The 21,578-nt window shown below is 55.0% G+C and carries 22 protein-coding genes; 7 read left to right on the forward strand and 15 right to left on the reverse strand.

The window, feature by feature from the left end:
• Nucleotides 1–62 precede the first annotated feature (62 nt).
• The gene (locus tag AC2IBB_RS08465; protein WP_486332443.1) at nt 63–2,531 is read left to right on the forward strand and encodes a M48 family metallopeptidase; all 2,469 of its coding nucleotides are present in this window, start codon (nt 63–65) and stop codon (nt 2,529–2,531) included.
• Here AC2IBB_RS08465 and AC2IBB_RS08470 read toward each other — a convergent pair.
• From AC2IBB_RS08470 to AC2IBB_RS08485, 4 genes are all read right to left on the reverse strand, one after another.
• Nucleotides 2,512–3,042, reverse strand: coding sequence for a DUF6942 family protein (locus AC2IBB_RS08470; protein WP_486332444.1), 531 nt, complete (start codon nt 3,040–3,042; stop codon nt 2,512–2,514). The two genes, AC2IBB_RS08465 and AC2IBB_RS08470, sit on opposite strands and share 20 nt — an antisense overlap.
• A 168-nt stretch (nt 3,043–3,210) precedes the next feature.
• A complete protein-coding gene (locus AC2IBB_RS08475) occupies nt 3,211–4,254 on the reverse strand; it encodes a 2-oxoadipate dioxygenase/decarboxylase family protein (protein ID WP_486332445.1) in 1,044 nt (347 codons plus the stop codon).
• A gap of 414 nt (nt 4,255–4,668) precedes the next feature.
• Nucleotides 4,669–6,171 (reverse strand): L-piperidine-6-carboxylate dehydrogenase, encoded by a 1,503-nt coding sequence (amaB, locus tag AC2IBB_RS08480; protein WP_486332446.1) that lies wholly within the window; start codon nt 6,169–6,171, stop codon nt 4,669–4,671.
• A gap of 111 nt (nt 6,172–6,282) precedes the next feature.
• The gene (locus AC2IBB_RS08485; protein WP_486332447.1) at nt 6,283–7,404 is read right to left on the reverse strand and encodes a saccharopine dehydrogenase family protein; all 1,122 of its coding nucleotides are present in this window, start codon (nt 7,402–7,404) and stop codon (nt 6,283–6,285) included.
• 133 nt (nt 7,405–7,537) lie between these two features.
• On the opposite strand from AC2IBB_RS08485, the gene AC2IBB_RS08490 reads away from it, so the two are divergent.
• Entirely contained in the window at nt 7,538–7,963 is a 426-nt protein-coding gene (locus AC2IBB_RS08490; RefSeq protein ID WP_486332448.1) for an Lrp/AsnC family transcriptional regulator, read from the forward strand.
• A gap of 39 nt (nt 7,964–8,002) precedes the next feature.
• Here the strand turns inward: AC2IBB_RS08490 and AC2IBB_RS08495 are convergent, their stop codons facing one another.
• A complete protein-coding gene (locus tag AC2IBB_RS08495) occupies nt 8,003–8,410 on the reverse strand; it encodes a hypothetical protein (protein ID WP_486332449.1) in 408 nt (135 codons plus the stop codon).
• Nucleotides 8,411–8,654: 244 nt separating this feature from the next.
• Between AC2IBB_RS08495 and AC2IBB_RS08500 the strand changes: the two genes are divergently transcribed.
• The gene (locus tag AC2IBB_RS08500) at nt 8,655–9,200 is read left to right on the forward strand and encodes a type VI secretion IcmF C-terminal domain-containing protein (RefSeq protein WP_486332450.1); all 546 of its coding nucleotides are present in this window, start codon (nt 8,655–8,657) and stop codon (nt 9,198–9,200) included.
• A 36-nt stretch (nt 9,201–9,236) separates the two neighbouring features.
• On the opposite strand, the gene AC2IBB_RS08505 is transcribed toward AC2IBB_RS08500, so the two are convergent.
• The 3 genes from AC2IBB_RS08505 to AC2IBB_RS08515 form a co-directional block, all read right to left on the reverse strand.
• A complete protein-coding gene (locus AC2IBB_RS08505) occupies nt 9,237–9,995 on the reverse strand; it encodes a slipin family protein (RefSeq protein WP_486332451.1) in 759 nt (252 codons plus the stop codon).
• Nucleotides 9,992–11,431, reverse strand: a complete 1,440-nt coding sequence (locus AC2IBB_RS08510) for an NfeD family protein (RefSeq protein ID WP_486332452.1) — start codon at nt 11,429–11,431, stop codon at nt 9,992–9,994. The genes AC2IBB_RS08505 and AC2IBB_RS08510 overlap by 4 nt, the downstream gene beginning before the upstream one ends.
• A 117-nt stretch (nt 11,432–11,548) precedes the next feature.
• Nucleotides 11,549–12,040 carry a hypothetical protein gene (locus AC2IBB_RS08515; protein WP_486332453.1) on the reverse strand — a complete coding sequence of 164 codons (492 nt, stop codon included), beginning with the start codon at nt 12,038–12,040 and terminating at the stop codon, nt 11,549–11,551.
• A 172-nt stretch (nt 12,041–12,212) separates the two neighbouring features.
• Between AC2IBB_RS08515 and AC2IBB_RS08520 the strand changes: the two genes are divergently transcribed.
• Together AC2IBB_RS08520 and AC2IBB_RS08525 are read left to right on the forward strand one after the other, a co-directional pair.
• A complete protein-coding gene (locus AC2IBB_RS08520; protein ID WP_486332454.1) occupies nt 12,213–13,130 on the forward strand; it encodes a DMT family transporter in 918 nt (305 codons plus the stop codon).
• An 8-nt stretch (nt 13,131–13,138) separates the two neighbouring features.
• Entirely contained in the window at nt 13,139–13,582 is a 444-nt protein-coding gene (locus tag AC2IBB_RS08525) for a YchJ family protein (RefSeq protein ID WP_486332455.1), read from the forward strand.
• An 8-nt stretch (nt 13,583–13,590) separates the two neighbouring features.
• Here the strand turns inward: AC2IBB_RS08525 and AC2IBB_RS08530 are convergent, their stop codons facing one another.
• Together AC2IBB_RS08530 and AC2IBB_RS08535 are read right to left on the reverse strand one after the other, a co-directional pair.
• Nucleotides 13,591–14,595, reverse strand: a complete 1,005-nt coding sequence (locus AC2IBB_RS08530; RefSeq protein ID WP_486332456.1) for an adenosine deaminase — start codon at nt 14,593–14,595, stop codon at nt 13,591–13,593.
• Nucleotides 14,596–14,692: 97 nt separating this feature from the next.
• On the reverse strand, nt 14,693–15,799 hold the full coding sequence (locus tag AC2IBB_RS08535) for a BMP family ABC transporter substrate-binding protein (RefSeq protein ID WP_486332457.1): 1,107 nt from the start codon (nt 15,797–15,799) through the stop codon (nt 14,693–14,695).
• Nucleotides 15,800–16,056: 257 nt separating this feature from the next.
• Between AC2IBB_RS08535 and AC2IBB_RS08540 the strand changes: the two genes are divergently transcribed.
• Entirely contained in the window at nt 16,057–16,488 is a 432-nt protein-coding gene (locus AC2IBB_RS08540) for a hypothetical protein (protein WP_486332458.1), read from the forward strand.
• A gap of 102 nt (nt 16,489–16,590) precedes the next feature.
• Here AC2IBB_RS08540 and thpD read toward each other — a convergent pair whose 3' ends face one another.
• The 4 genes from thpD to ectA form a co-directional block, all read right to left on the reverse strand.
• Complete coding sequence (thpD, locus tag AC2IBB_RS08545; RefSeq protein WP_486332459.1) at nt 16,591–17,532, reverse strand: ectoine hydroxylase; 942 nt, start codon at nt 17,530–17,532, stop codon at nt 16,591–16,593.
• A gap of 9 nt (nt 17,533–17,541) precedes the next feature.
• Complete coding sequence (locus tag AC2IBB_RS08550; protein WP_486332460.1) at nt 17,542–17,940, reverse strand: ectoine synthase; 399 nt, start codon at nt 17,938–17,940, stop codon at nt 17,542–17,544.
• Nucleotides 17,941–18,009: 69 nt separating this feature from the next.
• Nucleotides 18,010–19,281 (reverse strand): diaminobutyrate--2-oxoglutarate transaminase, encoded by a 1,272-nt coding sequence (ectB, locus tag AC2IBB_RS08555; RefSeq protein WP_486332461.1) that lies wholly within the window; start codon nt 19,279–19,281, stop codon nt 18,010–18,012.
• A 140-nt stretch (nt 19,282–19,421) separates the two neighbouring features.
• The gene (gene ectA / locus AC2IBB_RS08560) at nt 19,422–19,979 is read right to left on the reverse strand and encodes a diaminobutyrate acetyltransferase (protein WP_486332462.1); all 558 of its coding nucleotides are present in this window, start codon (nt 19,977–19,979) and stop codon (nt 19,422–19,424) included.
• Nucleotides 19,980–20,204: 225 nt separating this feature from the next.
• On the opposite strand from ectA, the gene AC2IBB_RS08565 reads away from it, so the two are divergent.
• A complete protein-coding gene (locus AC2IBB_RS08565; RefSeq protein WP_486332463.1) occupies nt 20,205–20,345 on the forward strand; it encodes a hypothetical protein in 141 nt (46 codons plus the stop codon).
• 86 nt (nt 20,346–20,431) lie between these two features.
• Here AC2IBB_RS08565 and AC2IBB_RS08570 read toward each other — a convergent pair whose 3' ends face one another.
• Nucleotides 20,432–21,385, reverse strand: coding sequence for a tripartite tricarboxylate transporter substrate binding protein (locus tag AC2IBB_RS08570; protein WP_486332464.1), 954 nt, complete (start codon nt 21,383–21,385; stop codon nt 20,432–20,434).
• Between the last annotated feature and the right edge of the window lie 193 nt (nt 21,386–21,578).

Raw genomic sequence — 21,578 nt, forward strand, 5'->3', positions numbered from 1 at the left:
GAAAACATCAGCTTTGGCGCTTAAAATTGCCGCCTTTTGCTGCCGCCACAAAGGATGTCGATTTGAGCGCACCTGCTTCCCCTCAGTTCAATGTTATCAGTCAGGGAAAAATACTTTCCGGTTTCGAAGAGCGTCAGGTGCGAGATAATCTCGCAGCGCGTTTGAAGTTATCAAATACGCAGGTCGAGCGTCTGTTGGCTGGCGCGGTAGTGATCAAAAAGTCCCTGTCCACGTCTGACGCCAGAAAATATCAAGCCTTATTTGGTCGTCTGGGTTTGGCGGTGTCGCTGCAGCCTTGTTCGTCCTCAGACAGGGCGGCGAAGCCGACGGAAGCCGCGCAGTCCGCGACAAACTCGACGTCATCGACAGCCAGCCGCGCCAAGCCGGGCAACGTGGCGGATGCACAGAGAGATGTGCTCGCCCTGGCGAAGGAGCGTCTGCATCAACCTATTCCCAAATTACCGGTAACCACAGCTTATAAACTGGGGCTGTTCAGCGTAACTTTGTTGAGCCTGATAGCGCCTTTGATTTACTTCAGCCTGACAATCTGCGCGATAGTGGGAACGGTTTGGTACGGGTTGAGTATCCCGGATATTCTGGCGGTGCGTAAAACCAACGCGATGGGGACATTGATGCTGTTCGTACCGGTTCTCCTGGGAACCGTGTTCGCCTTGTTCCTGCTGAAGCCGTTCTTTGGCCGCGATCCTGAAAACCGCACTCTGGAACTGAATCCGAAAAAGTATCGCCGCTTTTATCAACTGGTGCAGCTGCTCACTGAACGCATGGGCTTGCCCGCCCCGGTGAAGATCTATGTGGATGGCGAGGTCAATGCTCACGTCGCCCCGGAAAAAGGACTGTTGAGCCTGTTTCAGGGTCGTTTGACCCTGACGGTCGGCCTGCCTCTGCTGGCGGGCATGAACAGCCGGCAATTCATTGGCGTATTAGGACATGAGTTCGGACACTTCGCGCAACGCAACGCCATGATCGCCAACTATATCGTCAACACCGCTAATGCCTGGATGGCGAGTCGGGCTTTTTACCCTGACGCCTGGGATCGTCGTTTGAGCAAATGGCGGGAATATTCCCCGATTTTTGCGCTGGATGTGGCGCTGATCGCCGCGCAAGGCATGATCAAAGGCACGCGCCTGATTCTGAAATACCTGTTCTTATTCAACCTGCGCGTCACCCGCTGGATGTCCCGGGAGATGGAGTACGACGCGGACCGATACGAAAGCTGGGTCGCGGGCAGCGAAACTTTTCAGAGTACGGCGGTGGCGCTGTGGAATATGTCCATGTCGCAGCAGCGCCGAGATGAGATCTGGCAATCCGCCTGGAACGAAGACCGCCTGATCGACAACCTGCCGCAAACTATTGCGCAACTGGCGGCGGAATTATCCCAGGAAGAAATCGACGCGGTGCGGGCGAAAATGGACGAGCGCCAGACCAATGTTTGGGATACCCATCCGGCGGACAATGACCGCATCGCCCATGCGCAATCTCTGGGTTACGAGCCGGTTTGGACCGATGAATTTCCCGCCACTGAACTGATGCCGGATTTTGACGCTCTGTGCAAAATCGTCACGCTGCGCATCTACAATTCCATGGGGCTGGAGAAGCCCGAGCAGTACTTGTGCTCTTTCGAGGAAATCAGGGATGTTCACTCGAAAATGAATGAGTCGGAAGAAGCCTTGAAACGCTACTTCGCCGACTTGTTCACCATGCGTCTCATGAAGCCGTTTAACGCCACGCCGACGGAGGTGGATCTGGCTGGCTCCGTGACCGAACTGCGCGGCCAGATTCCGCGGGCGACGGCGCAAATGGAACTGTATTGGGAAGCCTATCAGCATATGGAGGCGGCTCAGGTGGGGCTCGCTTATATAGAGGCGGGCTATAACATCGACGCTGCTGACTTCGGTGTGAAAGCAGGAGGGGATGTCGGCGCTGTGCAACGCAGCCTCGACGATCGACGTACGGAAGTGAAACGGGTGGCGGGCGAGTTAAGTCGCTGTCTGGATGCCTATGTGGCGCAGCGCATGCATTTGGCGATGGCGCAGATGTCTACGGAGGACAAAGCGCGGGCGGAGTCGTTGTACAACACTTTCCGCCAGCTGTTTTTATTGCGGGATATCTGGGATAGCCTGCCGTTATGCATGGCGGCGCTTAACGCCCTGTACCGCCAGGATGAAGAAGAGCGTCCCAAATTTTTCGCTCAGGCGGCGGCTCGGCATGTCCAGTTGGCGAGGGAATATCTGCGTCAGTTCCATCAGATATCCGCCAATATCGACCTGCGTTTTTCCACCAGCAAAGAGCAGACTCTGGCGGAATTCGCGGTGAACTGGGGGGTAAATCCAGAGGAGAAGCTGGATGAGCTGAACGCCGGAGCGATCTTCCAGATCAGCGACCGCTGTTTGCGAGTGATGCGTTATGCTTATCGCCGTACTATCTCAGAACTGGCGCTGCAGTGTCTGCAGGAGGAAGAAAAGCTGGGAGTTCCTCCCCTGAAAGTGGAGCTTAAAACAGCGACGGCTTAGTCGTCACAAACCCCTGACGCTCTATATCGGCGAGCAACGTTGTTATCAATGCATTGGGAAACTGCCGGTAGTCCAGATAGGGCGTCAGATAAACGTTTCCCGCTCGCAAGATGCGACTGTCTTCCTGCAATCCTTGGGGCGTTTGGGGAAGCGCTGAGAACCCTTCCGCGAATTGTTGTCCCCCGATAAGGTGCACGGGAGGCTGACTGTCTGTTGGGGGGGCCAGCAGATGTTGTTGAAACAGCAACGCCGTCGCGCCGCCTTCCGTGAATAAACGTCTGTCCCGCACCGCGCGCCAGTCTTCCTCTGGAAATAACAGCCCCTGGGTTATCTTGGCGAAGATGGAAAAAATTTTGCGCCAATGATTGCCTGTCTCTTTGATGATGACTTCCGTCTCTCCAGAAATGCCGCAACGATAGCCCTCCATCTGCTCATACTGAGGCATGGGCGGGCGGTGAGGGGTGTAGAGAATTAGCAATGGGCGTGAATCGCCGATTCCTGTTGCGTGCATGGCGAAGTCTGTGAGCGTGCGTTGTTGGTGTTGATCGAGGAGGGGAGTATAGCCTGACCGGCCGAAAAGAAGCGAAAAAATGCGCACATGGCCAACCTCGGTCCAGGCCGCTGGCTTGCAAAGCCTGGCCGGAGCGACGATGTGCGCTAATTCTTCAATATGCTGGAGTTAGCATTCCGCTGTCTCGGCCGTTTTCGCAACGGCGCGAGTCATGGTGAAGATGCCTTGGGCGTTGCTGCTGTCAAAGCGCAGGTCCACGCCCTTTTCAGCGCTCTCGTCGATATCGTTGCGCTGAATGAATTCAAAGAAGGAGCCGGGAACCTCATGGGTTTCGACGCCTTGATCCGTTTTGAACTGGCGTTTTACTTTGGTGGCGCGATAAGCGGTCTGCATGATGTTGGCGTTGCGCGCCACTTCAATTTCATCCTTCATCGGGCGGCCCAGCTCACGCTGTTGTGCGTCCAGTTGACGAATGTCGCCCACGCGATCGGTCGCGTGATTAAAAGCGTTGCCTTCGGTGGAGATCCAGGCCATTTCCGCGGATTCTTCCCGTAACGCCAGATAATCGTGCAGGTGGGGTACGCCGTGCTGACGGTCAAAACACTGCAGCAGGTTCGGCAGCAATTCCGCCGCGTCCGCCAGGGGCAGAGCGCCATTTGCGGTCAGTTTCTGCAACAGCTCCGCGGAGCGAGGCGTCAATGGATCGGAAGACACGGAAACCACTCGGTCAACGGCGTCCTGGAAAGATTTGGTGAACTGCTCCGGGTACAGCTCACTGACGAAGTACTGGGCGATATCGTGAGGCAGGTCCGCATGCGTGTAGACGAAGCCGCACATTTTTAGCTTGGGCAACGGATACTGTCCGGCCACGGTGAAGCCGAGAGGCTCCAGGATGCGCGCAAACGCTTTGTACCCCATCGGCAGCGCCTGATTTTCCCAGGCCACGGTGCGTAGCGCGCCATGGTCGAACACGACTTTTTCTCCAGACGCCAGCTTTTCCGCCACGTATTGTTTGCCTTCCGGCACCCGCTCCAGCAGGTCGTCAAACAGCATCATGTTCATCGCCTGAGCGATGACGGCGCGATTGAGCGGCTCATCGTCATGGTGAGGCTGGGCGAAAATGGGGTGCAATTGAACGGAATCAAGCAATTGCTGAGCCTTGGCGGCGTCAGTCAGCGAAGACAACAGTTTGAAAAGCGCAGTAGTTTGCATGGTACGGCTCGTAATCCTGAAAATAATACTGACGTTCGTCTGACCGGCGTGCGTCCAGACGCCTGAGGCGTTCTGGAATAAGAGGAGGAGATCCGGCTTCGGTTGAAGTCCGGTTACAGGCGCACAGTCGGAAACAGCTTCCCGTACATCATCGGTATATATTAATCAGGCGGACAAATAGCTTCCTTCTATTTGTATCCGCCACGACAGAGCCTGCGTATGTCAGACCCTGTCTCCCGCGGCTGGCCGCCGCGCAGGCGCATCCATACGCCTGGCTATTAACATGCCAATATCATTGCCATGTTAATAAGCGTTTAACCAATAAGGAAAATCCTGACCTGTCGAACCGCGCGTCCTGGCGCGGATGTCAAAAGGAGAACCGAAGCTCTCCTTTTAAGTCAACTCAGCAAAGGCTTAGTTGAGGTCGAACTTAATACCTTGCGCCAGCGGCAGCTCGGAAGAATAGTTCACTGTCGCGGTGGAGCGGCGCATGTAAGCCTTCCAAGAGTCGGAGCCGGACTCGCGACCGCCGCCAGTCTCTTTCTCGCCGCCGAATGCGCCGCCGATTTCAGCGCCGCTAGTGCCGACGTTGACGTTGGCGATGCCGCAGTCGCTGCCCACCGCGGAGGTGAACAGTTCCGCTTCACGCATGTTCAGAGTGAAAATGGCGGAAGACAGGCCTTGCGGTACGTCGTTCTGACGTTCAATCGCGTCTTCCAGATCGGAATAGCGGAAGAAGTACAGAATCGGCGCGAAGGTTTCGTGAGCGTTGTTGGTCAGCGCGTTGCCGCCTTCCACAATGGCGGGGTTCACGTAGTAAGCCTGTGGGAACTCTTTTTCCAGCGCGCGTCCGCCGCCGTATACGTCGCAGCCTTTCGCTTTGGCGTCAGCCAGCGCCTGCTCCATTTGCTCGTAAGAGCGACCGTCGATGAGCGGACCGATCAACGTGCCGGCTTCCTGTGGGTTGCCGATAGGCAGTTGCTTGTAGGCGGCCTTCAGGCGGCCCAGCAATTCGTCATATACGGAATCATGAGCGAAGACGCGGCGAGTGGTGGTGCAGCGCTGGCCTGCGGTGCCGACTGCGCCGAAAACGATGGCGCGAGTAGCCATGTCCAGATCAGCGGATTCCGCCACGATGATGGCGTTGTTGCCGCCCAGTTCCAGAATGGATTTGCCGAAGCGAGCCGCGACGCGCTGACCGACTACGCGGCCCATGGCGCAGCTGCCGGTGGCGCTGATCAGCGGTACGCGCTTGTCGTCAACCAATTGTTCGCCGACTTCACGTTCGCCGATGATGACGCTGGACAGACCTTCCGGCGCTTCGCCGAAGCGAGCGATGGCTTTGTCCAACAGATGCTGACAGGCCAGGGCGCACAGAGGCGTTTTCTCGGAAGGTTTCCAGATCACAGGATCGCCGCAAACCAGCGCCAGCGCGCTGTTCCATGCCCAAACCGCCATAGGGAAGTTGAACGCGGAAATAACGCCGACTGGACCCATGGGGTGCCAGGATTCGCGCAGTGCGTGGTTGGGGCGCTCGGAAGCGATAGTCAGGCCGTATAGTTGACGGGACAGACCGACAGCGAAATCGCAGATGTCGATCATTTCCTGCACTTCTCCCTGGCCTTCAGAAACGATCTTGCCGCATTCCAGCGTGATCAACGCGCCCAGGGTTTCTTTGTGCTTGCGCAGTTCTTCGCCGTAAAGACGCACCAGCTCGCCACGCTGAGGAGCGGGCAGGCGACGCCAGGCTTTGAAGGCGTCTGCGGCGGCGGCGATTTTCTTTTCTACTTCGTCTTTGCTGTCCAGTTTCAGGCTGGCGATTACTTTGCCGTCAACCGGGGAACTGATTTTGTAGTCCCCTGAAGCAAGAATGCCCTGGTCCATGCCCAGGGCTGAAAAAATCTCTTGGATATTCATAGCGGTCCTCCCGTAAAGAGTCGTAAGTGCGTTTTCTTTGTCCTTGTAGCGAGCTTCTGGTTCGCTACCTGTCCTGATGTCGGGGCGCGGGGTCGCCGCGCCCATATTTGATCAGGCTACGCGACGCACTGAAGCCGAAGGGTTTTTCCCGTCGTCTTCCATATAGTTGCGGCCGAAACGGTTGTTTATAAAGTCTTCGAAGCGGATATCTTCCTGACGTACGAAGCCTTGGTTCGGCAGTTTGCCTTCCGCCAGCAGGTCCAGCGCAGCGCAGATGCCGGATGCGGTGGTGATCTGGATGGCGCTACGCAGTTTACCGTTGATTTCGCGGCTGTAAATCTTGCGAGCGAAGGTTTCCTGCAGGAACAGGCCGTTCTTCACGCCGCTGACGTTGGCGAATACCAATACAACGTCCTGCATGGTGACAGGGATGGCGGATTCCATGATTTCTTTCAACAGGTCGCGACGCTCGCCCAGACGCAGGTCGTTCAGCAACAGCTTCATGACGTCGCGGTGACCAGGGTAACGCACGGTGCGGTAGTTCAGGTTGGACACCTTGCCTTCCAGCGTTTCGCACAGAGTGCCCAGGCCGCCAGAGGTGTTGAAAGCTTCGTAGTCGTCGCCGTCCAGGGAGAAATGCTCCAGCTCTTCCATTGGAGGCACTTCGCGCAACTGACCGTTAACGATGGCTTCGCAAGGGTTCAGGTATTCGTTGATCAGGCCGTCGGTGCTCCAGGTCAGGTTGTATTTCAACGCGTTGGAGGGGAACTTGGGCAGTGCGCCGACGCGCATATGGACGTTATGCAAGGAGTCGAAGTGGCGCGCCAGGTCATAAGCGACGATGGAGATGAAACCCGGCGCCAGGCCGCACTGCGGGATGAAGGCGGATTTGGCGTCTTTCGCCAGGGACTTGATCAAACGAGTACTGGCGACGTCTTCAGTCAGATCCAGGTAGTGCACTTCTTGCGCTGCGGCGGCGTGCGCAATGGAGGCGCTGATATCGAATGGGCAGGAGTTGATAACGGCGAAGTGGCCCTTGAAGGCGGCTTCCATTTCCTGCTGGTTAGAGGCGTTCGCCTTCACAGTTGTGATGCCGGGAATTTCTTCGGCGATGCGGTCCAGCGCGTCCTGATTCTGATCCACCAGCGTGACTTTATAGTCGCCAGTGCCATTCAGGAAATCCGTGATCATTGAGCCGATTTTACCAGCGCCTACAACAACGATGGGTTTCATATGTGCCTCTCCTAATTGTTATTGGATGAATAAATCCATAATAGGAGGCGCAGATGTCGGATTGTAACTGTCATAGTGACGATTTTACTGATAAATTTAGTCGAAATATCTATACCTGTAGTGAAAACGTCATATGGATGAAAAAAATCAACGTTTGCTCGATCTGTTGCAGGCGAACGCGCGAGAAGCCACCGCGTCCCTGGCGAGAAAACTCAACCTTTCCCGCACCGCGGTGCATGAGCGCATCGCCAAGCTGGAGGCGGAAGGCGTCATTCGCGGCTATACCGTGCGTCTGGACAAGGAATATGAGAAGAAGCGCATCAGCGCCCAGGTGATGATTGAAATCAATCCGAAGCTGAACAAGCAGGTGGAAACGGCGCTGCGACGCATAGACGAAGTGCGGTCGCTGTACACGATCAACGGACAGTACGACTTCATCGCCCTGATCCGCGCGGAGACCACGGAACAGATCGATGAAGTGCTGGATCACATTGGTGAGATAGAAGGCATCGAAAAAACCATGTCGTCGATTGTGTTATCGACGAAGTTTGAGCGCTGAGGGGCGAGTCGCCCCTCAGCGTCACACTACGCCAACTTTCTACCAGCCCCCGCCGTCTGCATCATTGTCCCAGCCTCTGCTGTGTGAACTTCTTACGGGTCTTCCCCAGCTATTTTCCCACTCTATGTTTATAGGCCCTGAACTCCATTCATTGGCGCCTTCATCGGAAATCATCGGGGGACGGGGCGGTTCACAAAATGAGCAGAACATGTCCGAGTGAATTTTGATGCCAGGAGAAAGATCATAAAGGTCCCCGGCGGACCATTGTGCGTTTTTGTCATAAACCCAAATGCCGCAGACACAGCATTTATCGCAATCGATTCTCTCGTTCAATGTGCTTGAGTTTTTAAATAATAATTCGACATTGGCTTCACCAAACAGCTCTCGGGCTTTTTCTTCAATAGCGTTGAGCGCCTGTTCTTCTTTAGCGTTGTTATCGATATCCACAAGCCATCTCATGCTTAGCAGAACCGTTTTTTTCGTAGTCATTATTGCAATTTTCTCGTTATAACTTTTTGTAGGGATGACGCCAGGGAAGGTAGTGGTGACGGGCTTCCCTGCTTTTTGTTTGAGGCGATTTTCGCCGTTTCTGAAATCGATTCGCCAATAATGCTATCCTGCGGTGGGCTTGGCAATGGGGAGGTTTATAGGTGATTTTTTGTCTCTTTTTGGGCGTGAGAAGCAGGCGTCAATGAGGCTCCTGTTGAAGGCGTTTGGGTGGGCTGTTTTGTTTACAGGGAGCTGTTTGAACGCGGTGGCGGCGGAGGTTGGATGCTATCGAGACGACGTCATGGCGGCGTTGTCCACGACTCCGGTAACGAGTTCGGCGGCTTCTTCTGAAACCGCGTCAAAGGCTGGTTTCAGGGTGAGTCTTAAGCCTTTGACGACGCCTCCGTCAATTCGACGGATTCGTATGGTGATCGGGGAGATCGAGGCGGCTCCCGTACCCGGACCGAGATTTTGGTCCGAGTTCTTCTGGCCGGTGAATCACCCGGACGCATACGTGGAAGTGGATATGTTGAACGGCGACCGCAAACGGTATGACGTCCTGGGGGAGTGGGCGTTGTTTCGTTTCCTTGAGCAAGCGCGAATTACGCCTGAGTCGGCCAAGTCCGGGCTGGCCTATTTCGACTTCGGCGGCCTGCAAGTAACTTATCAGATAAAAACCGCTACTGCGGCTCAATTCAGCGTATTGCAGAAATTATCCGGCTACCCCTGTGCGGAATCCATGCCCTGAGTCGGTTCAGCATCGAGTTAGGCTTGAAGGCTGAGGTCAGCTGGATTCGCTCTCCTTGATGCCGAAGGCCGTGAGAATTTCCAGAGGCAGCGGGAAGGCGATGGTATTGGTTTTGTCGCTGGCGATCTCCGTAAGCGTCTGCAGATAGCGTAACTGAATCGCCTGCGGTTGTTTGGCGAGAATCGAGGCTGCCTCGCGCAGTTTTTCCGATGCTTCCAGCTCGCCGGTGGCGTGAATGACCTTGGCGCGCCGGATACGCTCCGCTTCCGCCTGTTTGGCGATAGCGCGAATCATGCGCTCATCCAGATCCACATGTTTGATTTCCACGTTGGAGACTTTGATGCCCCAGCCCTCGGTTTGTACGTCAAGAATACGCTGAATATCCTCATTCAACTCCTCCCGCGACGCGAGCATTTCGTCCAGTTCATGCTGACCAAGCACTGAACGCAACGTGGTTTGCGCGAGTTGACTGGTGGCCTCGTTGTAATTCTCCACGTTAATCACGCTTTTCTGCGGGTCTAGCACCCGGTAATACACCACCGCATTAACCTTAACTGAGACGTTGTCCCGGGATATTACGTCCTGCGTCGGCACATCCATGACCACGATTCTCAGATCGACCCGCACCATTTGTTGAATGATGGGCACGATGATAATGAGACCGGGGCCTTTGACTTTATAAAAGCGCCCCAACAGGAAAACCACTGCGCGCTCATATTCGCGCATGACTCGAAACATCGTCAGCAGCAGGGCGAGCGCAATAATAACCAGGGCCATAACAACATAAGCGATCATGGGATAGCCTCCACTTCCAGGGTCAGCCCCTGGATTCCTGTGATTCTGAGTTCTTGGCCCTGCTTCACGGGGGTGTCGCAATGAGCCATCCATAATTGTCCTTGCGCTGCGACTCTGCCTGATCCCTCAAAGTCGGTAATGGCTTTGGCCAGCGATCCAACAAGCGTCTCTACGCCGGTCACCACCGCCTGCTTTCGCGACCTTAAGGCGAAATGCAACAGCACGCTAAGCACAAGAACGGACAGGGCGGCGACGGCGATTATGACGGGCAGGGCGATCTGATAGGCGGGCAATGTGGTGTCCATCAGCATGACGGAGCCGAGAATGAAGGCAGCCACGCCGCCCAAGCCCAATACTCCGAAACTGGGCGCAAAGCCCTCTGCAGTCATTAGGGCGACGCCCAGCAACAAGAGCCCCAATCCTGCGTAGCTGATGGGGAGTAATTGCAAGGCGTACAGGCCGATCAGCAGACAAATGGCGCCGAGAATGCCGGGAAGGGCCGCTCCCGGGTTGTATGCTTCCAACAGCAGCCCATAGACGCCAATAAGGAGCAGGATATAAGCGACGCTGGGATCTGTGATGACGGCGAGAAAGCGATGGCGCCAATCAGGCTCAATGGCGTACGTCTCATAGTCGGTCAATCTTAACGTCACCGCCCCTTTATCGAGAGCGATACGCCTGCCTTCCAACTGGGCGAGCAGTTGCTCTGCTGAGTCCGCCATCATGTCGATCACATTCTTTTGCAACGCTTCCTCCGCACTCAGGCTGGCGGCGTCGCGCACGGCTTGTTCCGCCCACTCGGCGTTGCGTCCCCGTAACTTCGCCAGTCCTTGAATATAGGCGACGGCGTCGTTGATCTGTTTGTGCTCCAGTGTGCTCAGTCCTTCGCTGTCGCCCTTGGCGTCATCGGCAGGTGAGGTTGAGGGAGCGGCAATCGATACAGGCGTCGCCGCACCCAGATTAGTGGCAGGGGCCATGACGGCGATATGGGAGCTGTATAGGATGTAAGTTCCCGCGCTGGCGGCTCTGGCTCCTTTTGGGTAAACATAGGTCGCGACTGGAATCGGGGAGGCCAGAATCGCCTGAATCATATCGCGCATGGATTTATCCAGGCCGCCAGGCGTGTCCAGGCGCAGTAAAAAGAGCGCAGCGCCGGCGTCATTCGCCTTCTCTAAAGCGCGTATAAATAAATCCGCGCTGGCGGGTCCGATAGCCCCCTGCATATCAAGCGACCATACCTGCGGCGGATGTTTACGGGAGGCGTCTATGGCGCCTGTTTCCGCTGCAAAGGTTTCTGTTGTGAAAGGTGAGAGGAAAAAAGAAGCGAAGAAAGTGAAATAGAGCAGCCAAAACAATCTTGCGGGAAACTGCGTGAAAAAACGCAATCCCGAAGCGGTCGGCGTCCTACGCCGGATTGCAAACGAACTTAATCGCATATCCCTGGCCATGGCGTTGGTGCTCTTGCTGCGCCATTGTTTGATATCAGTATTAGCAGATTAACTCGACTTCTGCAGAGACCGCCAGAACATTATCCGGATTGGCGGGACTCAGGCTCAAATAAACTCCGCTCCCGATCTTTCCGCCTGGAGCGGGAAGTTGGGAAGGAGGATTTGTTGCAGCAGGCGGCGGAAGGCGGGGTCTTTTTCGCTGAAAGGTTCTGTTTTTTTCTGGACTTGGGTTTGAAGCTGGCGGTTCAGGGTTTTCACCAGTTCATGAAATTCGGTCAGGGTTCCCGCCCAGTGCAGACCATTATTCAGGACATTGTCGTCGTCCGGGGCTCCGCGCTCTGTGTATACGTTGCGATAACATTGCGCGATGTCTTCCACCCAGCCGTTGAGGCTGACTTTCAAGTCGATTATATTGCCGCGTTGGCTGGCGAGGTTTTCGTGTTTTCTTAGATAGGGTCTGAAAACGGCGCTCAATGTTTGCGTCATTTTTTCCCTTTCAGATTCGCAGGCGGACAGTTCCGTCGCGGCGCCCCGTTCCGTCATCAGCGCCAGGGCGGTTATGCTAAGGATCAACAGAGTCGAAGGATGGACTCGCATCTTTCTCGCCCATCAGCAGTGCATGAAAAGGAATGCCGCTGAGATGTGGCGATATGTGGGTTGGGTCGCTTTAACGACATCGTCAGCGGCATAATTTAAACATAGTCCAAATATTGCGGATTGGCGAAATCTCCAATGTTTGTCGTCAGGATATGAAGTACAGGACGCAGCTATGTCTCAGGAAATTTCGCGCAATAACAATGAATCTTTGGCGTTGCGGTATGGATTGTCCGCTGTTCTGTTGTGGTCTACTGTCGCCACGGCGTTCAAGCTGGCGCTGGCGGAGCAAAGCGTCAGTCAACTGGTGTTTTTCGCCAGCCTGACATCCGTACTGGCGCTGGGGGCGGCGCTGCTCTGGCAGGGGCGCTTTGCTGAGGCGATACTGACTTTGCGGGAAAATGGATGGCGGGCGCTGTGTTTCGGTTTGTTGAATCCGCTGCTGTACTACCACATCCTGTTTTACGCCTACGACCTGCTTCCTGCACAGGTGGCGCAGCCCATTAACTACACCTGGGCGTTGATGCTGGCCTTTCTCGCCGTTCCTTTTCTCGGCCACAAACTGACACGGTCGGATGTGGTAGCCATGCTAGTGAGTTATAGCGGTGTAGTGGTCATTTCATTCGGCGGTGATGACAGCGGGCGCCCTTTAAACTTTCTGGGCATCGCATTGGCTCTGATCAGTACGCTGGTCTGGGCGGCGTATTGGATTCTAAACTCCAGAGACAAGCGCGACCCGGTGATCGGTCTGTTTCAAAACTTCCTGCTGGCGACGCCATGCGCCGCCATTCTGGCCGGTCCTTTGAATCTGGCTCCAGCCGCCCTCGGAGGCGCGATTTACGTCGGTCTGTTCGAGATGGGCGTGACCTTCATGCTGTGGCTGATGGCGATGAAATATACGCGTCACGCCAGCCGTATCAGTAATCTAATATTTATCTCGCCATTTATTTCTCTGCTGTTGATCCACTTTATTCTGGGCGAGAAAATTCACATGCTGACCCTGGTGGGGCTCGGCTTTATTGTCGCCGGTCTGGCGATTCAGGCGCGGTCCGCTAAAAACGGGCGGGCATCCGAACCTTCATTGGCTGAATGAGAGTAGTTATGAATAACCTGTGCCCCTGTAATTCCGGTTTGTCTTATGCAGAATGCTGCCAGCCGCTGCATTCCGGCAAGGCTGCAGAGACGCCGGAACAATTGATGAGATCCCGGTATACCGCCTTTGCGATGGGGCTGATGGAGTACCTGCAGCAAACCTGGTGCGCTCAGCACCGCCCGGCGGATTTACAGCCGAATCAAAGCATTCAATGGAAACGACTGGAAGTTCTGGGCAGCGGCTCGGAGGGTGATGAAGGCTGGGTGAGTTTTCGGGCCGCCTTTCAAGAGGGCGCTAAATGGATGCAGTTACAGGAACGCTCTCGTTTCGTTAAAGAGCAGGGGCGTTGGCTGTATGTAGATGGCGAGGCGTCATGGACGACGTTAAGTATAGGCAGGAACGATCCATGTCCCTGCGGCAGCGGTAAGAAGAATAAGAAGTGCTGCGAGTGAGCCCTGCCTCAGTGACTTTGCAGATACTGGTCCAGGCGGGCCAGTAAACGCGCTTTCTCCTCTGAGGTCAGGAAACTGGCCTCAAAGCTGTTTCTCGCCAACTGCGCCGCCTGCTCTTTGCTCATGGGTAGCGCTTCCTGCATAGCGATAAAGTTCTCATTCATATAGCCGCCAAAGTAAGCCGGATCATCTGAGTTCACCGTCACTTTCAGGCCTTTTTCAAGCAGGCGCAGAATATTGTGCTCAGACATGGAGTCAAAAACACAGAGTTTGATATTGGACAGGGGGCAGACGGTTAATGGGATTTGTTCGTCGATTAATCGCTGCATCAGCGCTGCGTCTTCAATGCAACGCACGCCATGGTCGATGCGTTTCACCTTTAACAGATCCAGCGCCTGCCAGATATACTCTGGCGGCCCTTCTTCACCGGCATGAGCCACGCTCAATAAACCGGCGTTCAGCGCTTGCTCGAATACGCGCTGGAACTTCTCCGGCGGGTAGCCGACTTCCGAGCTGTCGAGACCGACGCCGACAAAGTGCTGCTTATAAGGCAGCGCCTGGCGCAGTGTTTCCATCGCCGCTTCTTCACTCAGATGGCGCAGGAAACAGAGAATCAGTTTGCTGGACTGTCCCCACTGCGCTTCCGCATCCTCCATAGCGCGGGTCAGGCCGCGTATCACCACGCCAATGTCCACGCCGCGATCCGTATGGGTTTGCGGATCAAAAAACATTTCCGTATGGATAACGTTCTGTTCACGACACCGTTGCAGATAGGCGAAGGTCATGTCGTAAAAATCCTGCTCATGCAGCAACACCTGAGCGCCCTGATAGTAAATATCCAGAAACTCCTGCAGGTTACTGAACTCGTAGGCGGCGCGAACTTCCTCCACGCTGGCGAAAGGCAAGGCGACGCCATTACGGCGTCCAATTTCGAACATCAACTCCGGCTCCAGCGAGCCCTCAATGTGCAAATGTAGTTCCGCCTTGGGCAGTCCTTTCAGAAAGTCTTGCATATCAAATTCCTGCGATCTTTTTTGAGATTCGGCCGTAGGCCGCTAATGCCTTAAAGATAGCATTTTGCGGCCTGTCGCGCTTATCTGAACCACTCCCTCAGTGGGGGATTTCGCCTTTGATTCCCTGAACATACCAATTCATGCTGGCGACTTCTTCGTGAGCGAGCTCTTCACCGGCGGGGACTTTTAACTCGCCTTTCTGGTTGTAGATGGGGCCAGTGAAGGGTTTCAGTTTGCCGGATTTGATGTCGGCGATCATGGTTTCCGCCTCTTTCACTACATCAGCGGGAATGGCTTTGTTGAACTCCGGCAACAGGATCATGTCCTCCGCCATGCCGCCCCAATAGTCTCGGGGTTTCCAGGTTCCGTCCATGACGTTTTGCACGGTGTGAATGTAGTGATAGGACCACTCATCCACCACCGACACCAAGTGCGCCTTCGGGCCGAAACGGGACATATCGGAGGATTGCCCGACGGCGTATACGCCGCGCTGCTCCGCCACTTGCATGGCGGCGGGGCTGTCCGTGTGTTGCAGGATGACATCAACGCCCTGATCAATCATGACATTGGCGGCTTCTGCTTCTTTCGCTGGGTCGAACCAGCTGCTGACCCAGAGAATCTTCAGTTCGTAATCCGGGTTGACCTTGTTCATGGCGAGGCGCACGGCGTTGATATCGCGAATGACTTCAGGGATAGGGAAAGAGGCGATGTAACCGAGTTTTCCGGTCTTGCTCATCTTCGCCGCCACATAGCCGGAAACGTAGCGCCCTTCATAGGTGTTGGAAATATAGGTGCTGACGTTCTTGGTGCGCTTGTAACCTGTCGCGTGCTCGAATACGACGTCAGGGAACTGGGCGGCGACCTTGAGCGTGGGGTTCATAAAACCGAACGAGGTGGTGAAAATGACTTTATGGCCCGACTTCGCCAGATTGCGGATCACCCGCTCCGCGTCGGCGCCTTCCGGCACATTTTCCACATACGCGGTTTTCACTTTGCCGCCGAAATGTTTTTCCAGCGCCAGGCGGCCTTGATCATGCTGATAGGACCAGCCGTGGTCGCCAATGGGGCCTACATAGACAAATCCTACCTTGAAGGGCTCCTCCGCGTGGGCGAAGGCCGCCGTAATCAGCGCTACAGCGCCGAGCGCAGCGATCAGAGGCTGGAGGGCTTTTTTGAGTAACGCAGTAATGCCTGAATTCAACATCGTTTGTTATGCTCCCGGATCTTTTTTTGATTGTTGGCGGCGGGCTGTCTCTGTTCAACGACCGCTGCTGAAGCAGAAGCAATTTTATGACCAGCCGGACAGGTTTCGGAAACTTCCGCCGTATTTCGCTACGGACTGCGTCACCGGCGATTCACTCAAGCACCGATATTGAACCTTTACTTTTCTGAAGTCGATATATGCCCTCAATGGGAGCGTTACGAATTGGGTCAGGGTGAGGCGCAGCCCGACTCGGTCGTTTGGCGGGCGGGCTCAAGAATCAGACCCGTTTCGATTGTCAGGATATTCGCCTGGCCGATGCGGGCGACATTTATTCCCGCTTCCTGGTTGCGCCCCGACGCTCCGGCAGAAAGGGCAGGCTGGATATCGCCGCCGCTGGTCTACAGGGCTTTCTCGGGTTCTTCGCGGAATCCTACCGGCATCATGACTTCTTCCTCGGGCGGCTGAATGGTTGCAAGTTCCTGCGTGACTGGTTTGTTCTGCCTGCGGCCAATCCGGTTATTCAGCATGGTTACGCCGGACTGAGCGACGCAGAGAAGGCCCGCTTCGCCTCCCGCATTCGACAGGGGCATTATCAGATCGTCCCTTTGATGGAAAGCGTCAGTACGCGCTTCGAAAGCGATGCGGCGCCCTGGTGCGGCTTGGCGTTGGCTTATGCGAGGCGCCTTTGAAGGCGAAACTGGTGGACCGGGCGATGCAGGAGGTGCGCGCCGCAATGCGTGAAGTGGCGGAGGGGTAAGCCCGGCGCCCCTGGAGCGGGCGCCGGGACCGAGTCAGGAAGGATCAGTCAGTGATCCCGCCTTGAGTGGGGCGGTCGCTTGTCGGGAAGCGATATATTCCGGACGGGGTTTATGATCGCTGAAAGGCGTTTCCAGACGATTGCTCCAGGCGTTGTAAACAAAGAAGGCGTTGGAGCGAGGGAAAGGCGAAATATTGCTGTTGGAGCCATGCATGGTGTTGCAATCGAACAATATCACGGACCCCGGTTTGCCGGTGGCGGTGACAATACCGCCTTCGCTGACCAGGGTGCTCAAAGCGATATCGTCAGGGACGCCGTATTCCTGACGCTTCAGAGACGACTTGTAATTGTCTTCCGGAGTGCCGTCCACACAGGCGATGTAATACTCGTGGGAACCGGGCATCAGCATCAGTGGACCGTTGTATTCGAAGTTTTCGGTCAAGGTGATGGACGCGCTGAGCGCGCGCATGCGCGGCATGCCGTCCTCCACATGCCAGGTTTCGAAGTCCGAGTGCCAGTTGAACTCTTTGCCGCGGAATCCGGGCTTGTAGTTCAGTCTGGACTGATGAATATAGAGGTCGTCGCCGAGGATAAAACGAATGATGTTCATCAGCCTTTTATCGGTAGCGAGCCTGGAAAACAAAGGGCTGAGCTGGTGAACGCTGAAAATGGAGCGCACCGACTGGCTTTCCGGCTCCGTAATGGTTTCCTTACGCTTGGCGATCATGGGGTTGCGGCGCATTCTTTCCATTTCTTCGGTCAGCAGCGCCACTTCTTCCTGAGTGAACAGTTCGGGCAACATCAGGAAGCCATTTTTTTCATAGCTTTCCACCTGCTCTTTAGAGATAGGGCAGGCGTCGTCGTATTCGCTGTAAACCACCGGGTCGCAGCGCTTGAGAATGCAGACTTCAGAACTCTTGCGCGAAGGATAAGGGTCCGGGGGCGTGAGATTAGCTTTATCAAGAATCATGTTCATCGTATTGCTCTACTCCATGATGGTTTCTGCTTCCAGGGGGTACACGCCGTTTTCATCGTGAGTCTCTTTACCGTTCAGGGGCGGATTGAAGACACAGGCGACGGTCATTTCACTAAAGGCGCGCAGCAGGTGTTGGTCGTGTTTGTCTAAAACGTAAAGAGTGCCGGGCTTGATGGTGTAGACTTTGCCGTCGGCGATGGTTTCCACCTCACCTTCGCCGGAGATGCAATACACCGATTCCAGGTGGTTCTGGTAATGAATCGGCGTTTCTTTGTTGGCGTATAAAGTGGTGATGTGGAAGGAAAAACCCATGTTATCGTCTTTCAGCAGCATGCGGACGCTTTCCCAGTTGTCCGCTTTCACTCTGCGATCGGATTGGCGGGCTTGTTCCAGTGTTCTAACGATCATTGCAATTGACTCCTGCAACAGGTCTGAATTCGTGACGGATCTATAAAGGCATAAAGAGTGAGAACAGTCTCAGCTGGCTTTGCTGATTTCGTGGGCCAGGGCGTCTTCCACGCACTGCGCCAGAATCGCCAGTCCCTCTCTGAGTTCCTGCTCAGAAATCACCAGCGGGCACAGGCACTTCACTACCTGGGATTCGGAGCCGCTGGTTTCGATGATCAGACCTTTCTGGAATGCGCGCTTGCAAATAGCGGCAGCCAGATCTCCGTCGCGACAGTTCAGGCCGCGCATCATACCGCGCCCTCTGACCTGCATGAGCGTCTTGCCGTGTTTGTCAGCGATTTTGCTCAGTTCGGTGCGCATTATCTCGCTCTTGCGTTCAATGTCGGCAGCGAAATCCGGGGTTGACCAATAGTGGCGAATCGCAGCGGCGGCGGTGATAAATGCGTGGTTATTGCCACGGAAAGTGCCGTTGTGCTCGCCAGGTTTCCACTGGTCGTGTTCAGGCTTGATAAGGGTGAGGGCGAAAGGAAGGCCAAACCCGCTGAGTGATTTCGACAAGGTCACGATATCCGGTTTGATGCCGGCTTTTTCGAAACTGAAAAAGGTTCCCGTGCGGCCGCAACCGGCCTGGATGTCGTCCACGATCAGCAGGATGCCGTGTTTGCGGCAGATCGCCTCGACATTGCGTAACCAGCGTTCGCTGGCCACATTCAGGCCGCCTTCGCCCTGCACGGTTTCCAGAATTACCGCCGCTGGCAGGTCCAGACCGCTGCTGTTGTCGGAAATCATCTTGTCGAGGAACTTGCTGGTGTCCACGTCCTTGCCCAGGTAGCCATCGTAAGGCAGATGGGTCACGCTGTTCAGCGGCACGCCCGCGGCGTCGCGGTGGTGGCTGTTACCAGTGGCCGCCAGAGAGCCGAGAGTGACCCCGTGAAAGCCATTGGTAAAGGCCACAACATTGTGCCGGCCGGTGACATTGCGGGCGATCTTCAGCGCCGCTTCCACCGCATTGGCGCCGGTGGGGCCAGTGAACTGAACCACATAGTTCAGCTTACGGGGAGCAAGGATACGCTCTTTGAACTCCGTCAGAAAACGGGCTTTGGCGTCTGTGTGCATATCGAGGCCGTGAGCGACGCCGTCCTGACTGATATATTCAAGTAGCGCTTCTTTCAGCGCAGGGTTGTTATGGCCGTAATTCAATGTGCCGGCGCCAGCCAGAAAGTCGAGATGCTTCTCGCCGTCAACGTCATACAGATGAACGCCTTTGGCTTTGTTGAAAATTTTGGGAAATGAGCGGGCGTAACTTTGTACGCCGGATTCTACTTCTTGGAAAATATTCATGGTTTCTCCTTGTCGTAGCGAATGGATGTCAAACATATCAGGGTGAGGTCGGGACGGTGAAATGCTTCGCCGTCTGGATTTAGTTCGGATGCGTTCCATTGCCGGGGCTGCATCCTGCGACCGGATCGCTTAAATCTGCGTTAATCGCGCAGACAGGATGGGTCGAACGGACCAATGGTCAGTAAAACTTCTTCTTCGTGATCGTCATTAAACTGTGACGCATCGAACAAGGTGCGCCGTTGCATATCCGCGCCCAAGTCATGGGCCAGCTTTTCGAACAGTTTCCAGGATGCCTGATTGCTGGGGTTAATGGTCGTTTGTAGTTGCGACACGTTTTTGCAGGCGTCCCGCGCAAGAATGGCGCGCAACATTTTTCCCGCTAACCCCTTTCCCCGCATGGCTCTATCAACCGCCACCTGCCAAATGAACAGGGTATTGGCGTCTTCCGGCAGGAGGTATCCGGAAATAAAACCGCCTGGGGTTTTATTTTCACTTTCATCAACGCTTGTCGCTATGACGCAGGTGTCCGCCCAGTGCGTGCATTGCAGCAGATTGCAGTAAACCGAATTTTCGTCCAGTGGCGGACAGCGTGAGATGAGTTGGTGAACAGAGGGGCCGTCTTCGGCGGTGGGCGTACTCAGAATAATCTCTGACTGACGCCTGTCTGGAATGTGCATAGCAGTAATTTCGTTTCTCATGGGGTGGAGGATTCTATATGGTTGATACTTAGAATACAAACTAAATGTTTCTTGCATGTTTCAGGTTCGTCGCCAAAACAAAGCTATTCTGTGGTTTTTTTAGCTTCTGATTATTAAAAATAAGTTACAGTAAAAAGTAATAATTTGAGTGGCCTGAATGCTTGGACGCCGGAAGCCGCAGGCGTTACAGATGAGGAGATTGAAATATGATCAGGCTTGCGTTGGATGAAAATGACGTCAGGATATTGCGTTATTAATCAGGAGGCGCTTTTGCGTAGTCAGGAGCTAGTGGTGCGCAGCCAGGAGGTAGTGGCGCACAGCGCCGGGGACTGGAAGTTCGGAGTGGAAGTGAAACGTTGGGAATAGAAATAAGCTGGGAGTAGAAATAAAAAAGGGCCGCCAAATTGGAGCCCCTTGTTAAGTCCGGATGTTTGAAATCTGCTTGAATACGCTTAGATGCTGTTGAGCAGTCTGCGGATGGTGACTTCTTGCTCTTCCAGGAAGCCTTTGGCGTCCTGCGTGGGAATGTATAGAGATTCCCAGCCGTACTTCAGTCTGACGGTTTTCCAGTCCGGGGACTTATCCAGAGCGGCGAGCATGTCCGCATATTTAGCGACGGTTTTGTCAGGCGTGCCGGGAGCGACGAAAAAGCCGCGCCAGTTGGCTAGCACAACGTTCAGACCTTGCTCTTTCATGGTAGGGATATCGAACCCTTCCAGACGCTCAGCGCTGGTGACCCCCAGGGCCCGGAGTTCGCCGGATTTGATTTGTTTCACTACTTCGCCCATACCGGTCACCATCGCCAGCGCGTAACCGTTGGAAAACTTGCGCATAGCGTCGCCGCCGCCATCGCTGGCGGAATAACGCAGCTTTTTAGACGTCATGTTGGCTGCTTCCAGTACCGCCAGCGCAGTAATGTGGTCCAGGCTGCCCTTGGCGGAGCCGCCCACGACAGGCTTGCGTTTGCCAATTTCCTTGATAGCGGCCAGCAGGTCGTTCATGTTCTTATAGGGGGAGTCTTTTTCCACCACCACGACCTGATATTCGGCGATCAGCATAGCGACTGGCGTGACATCCCGGAACGAGCGGTCATAAACGCCGGACAGGCTGCGCAGAATCAGCGGCAGCGACTGCACCATCAGTGCGTCTTTATAGTCCTTGGATGTCGCCAGCGCGTTCAGTGCGCGCCCGCCGCCTTCGCCGGAATAATTCACATACTTGGCGCCGCCAATCAGCCCCATTTTGGTGAGCGCGGAGCCGGTTTCCCTGGCGGTGGTGTCCCAGCCGCCGCCTTCGCCGGCGGGGATGAGAAACTTCTGCACATCCGCATGAGCAGTCGGCGCCAGCGCCAGCATAAGAGCGGCGGCTCGTAAAAACGTTTTCACATTCCTGAATAATATTGGCATATGCGTCTACCTCCTGTGCTTAAGATTCTAGGTAAGATTTGAAGTGGATTACAGGAGTAAGTCGCGCGGGGGCGAGTATTTTCCGATGCGCTTATCTGAAGCTTGCGGAAATACGCAGGGAGTGGAAGATTTTGAAGATACTGCTTTCATGGTCTGCTCCTGTTATTTTTATCGAGCATAACGTATAAGCGCC

The organism is Hahella sp. NS-SX17 (genome assembly GCF_057367735.1).

What these genes read in the sequence shown, in the direction of transcription:
- AC2IBB_RS08570 (WP_486332464.1), bottom strand. Translation starts at nt 21,385, where the DNA reads ATGCCAATATTATTCAGGAATGTGAAAACGTTTTTACGAGCCGCCGCT.
- AC2IBB_RS08550 (WP_486332460.1), bottom strand. Translation starts at nt 17,940, where the DNA reads ATGATCGTTAGAACACTGGAACAAGCCCGCCAATCCGATCGCAGAGTG.
- AC2IBB_RS08565 (WP_486332463.1), top strand. Translation starts at nt 20,205, where the DNA reads ATGAAAATGACGTCAGGATATTGCGTTATTAATCAGGAGGCGCTTTTG.
- AC2IBB_RS08515 (WP_486332453.1), bottom strand. Translation starts at nt 12,040, where the DNA reads ATGCGAGTCCATCCTTCGACTCTGTTGATCCTTAGCATAACCGCCCTG.
- thpD (WP_486332459.1), bottom strand. Translation starts at nt 17,532, where the DNA reads ATGAACATGATTCTTGATAAAGCTAATCTCACGCCCCCGGACCCTTAT.
- AC2IBB_RS08530 (WP_486332456.1), bottom strand. Translation starts at nt 14,595, where the DNA reads ATGCAAGACTTTCTGAAAGGACTGCCCAAGGCGGAACTACATTTGCAC.
- AC2IBB_RS08525 (WP_486332455.1), top strand. Translation starts at nt 13,139, where the DNA reads ATGAATAACCTGTGCCCCTGTAATTCCGGTTTGTCTTATGCAGAATGC.
- AC2IBB_RS08490 (WP_486332448.1), top strand. Translation starts at nt 7,538, where the DNA reads ATGGATGAAAAAAATCAACGTTTGCTCGATCTGTTGCAGGCGAACGCG.
- AC2IBB_RS08535 (WP_486332457.1), bottom strand. Translation starts at nt 15,799, where the DNA reads ATGTTGAATTCAGGCATTACTGCGTTACTCAAAAAAGCCCTCCAGCCT.
- AC2IBB_RS08500 (WP_486332450.1), top strand. Translation starts at nt 8,655, where the DNA reads ATGAGGCTCCTGTTGAAGGCGTTTGGGTGGGCTGTTTTGTTTACAGGG.
- AC2IBB_RS08485 (WP_486332447.1), bottom strand. Translation starts at nt 7,404, where the DNA reads ATGAAACCCATCGTTGTTGTAGGCGCTGGTAAAATCGGCTCAATGATC.
- amaB (WP_486332446.1), bottom strand. Translation starts at nt 6,171, where the DNA reads ATGAATATCCAAGAGATTTTTTCAGCCCTGGGCATGGACCAGGGCATT.
- ectB (WP_486332461.1), bottom strand. Translation starts at nt 19,281, where the DNA reads ATGAATATTTTCCAAGAAGTAGAATCCGGCGTACAAAGTTACGCCCGC.
- AC2IBB_RS08470 (WP_486332444.1), bottom strand. Translation starts at nt 3,042, where the DNA reads ATGCACGCAACAGGAATCGGCGATTCACGCCCATTGCTAATTCTCTAC.
- AC2IBB_RS08505 (WP_486332451.1), bottom strand. Translation starts at nt 9,995, where the DNA reads ATGATCGCTTATGTTGTTATGGCCCTGGTTATTATTGCGCTCGCCCTG.
- AC2IBB_RS08475 (WP_486332445.1), bottom strand. Translation starts at nt 4,254, where the DNA reads ATGCAAACTACTGCGCTTTTCAAACTGTTGTCTTCGCTGACTGACGCC.
- AC2IBB_RS08510 (WP_486332452.1), bottom strand. Translation starts at nt 11,431, where the DNA reads ATGCGATTAAGTTCGTTTGCAATCCGGCGTAGGACGCCGACCGCTTCG.
- AC2IBB_RS08520 (WP_486332454.1), top strand. Translation starts at nt 12,213, where the DNA reads ATGTCTCAGGAAATTTCGCGCAATAACAATGAATCTTTGGCGTTGCGG.
- ectA (WP_486332462.1), bottom strand. Translation starts at nt 19,979, where the DNA reads ATGAGAAACGAAATTACTGCTATGCACATTCCAGACAGGCGTCAGTCA.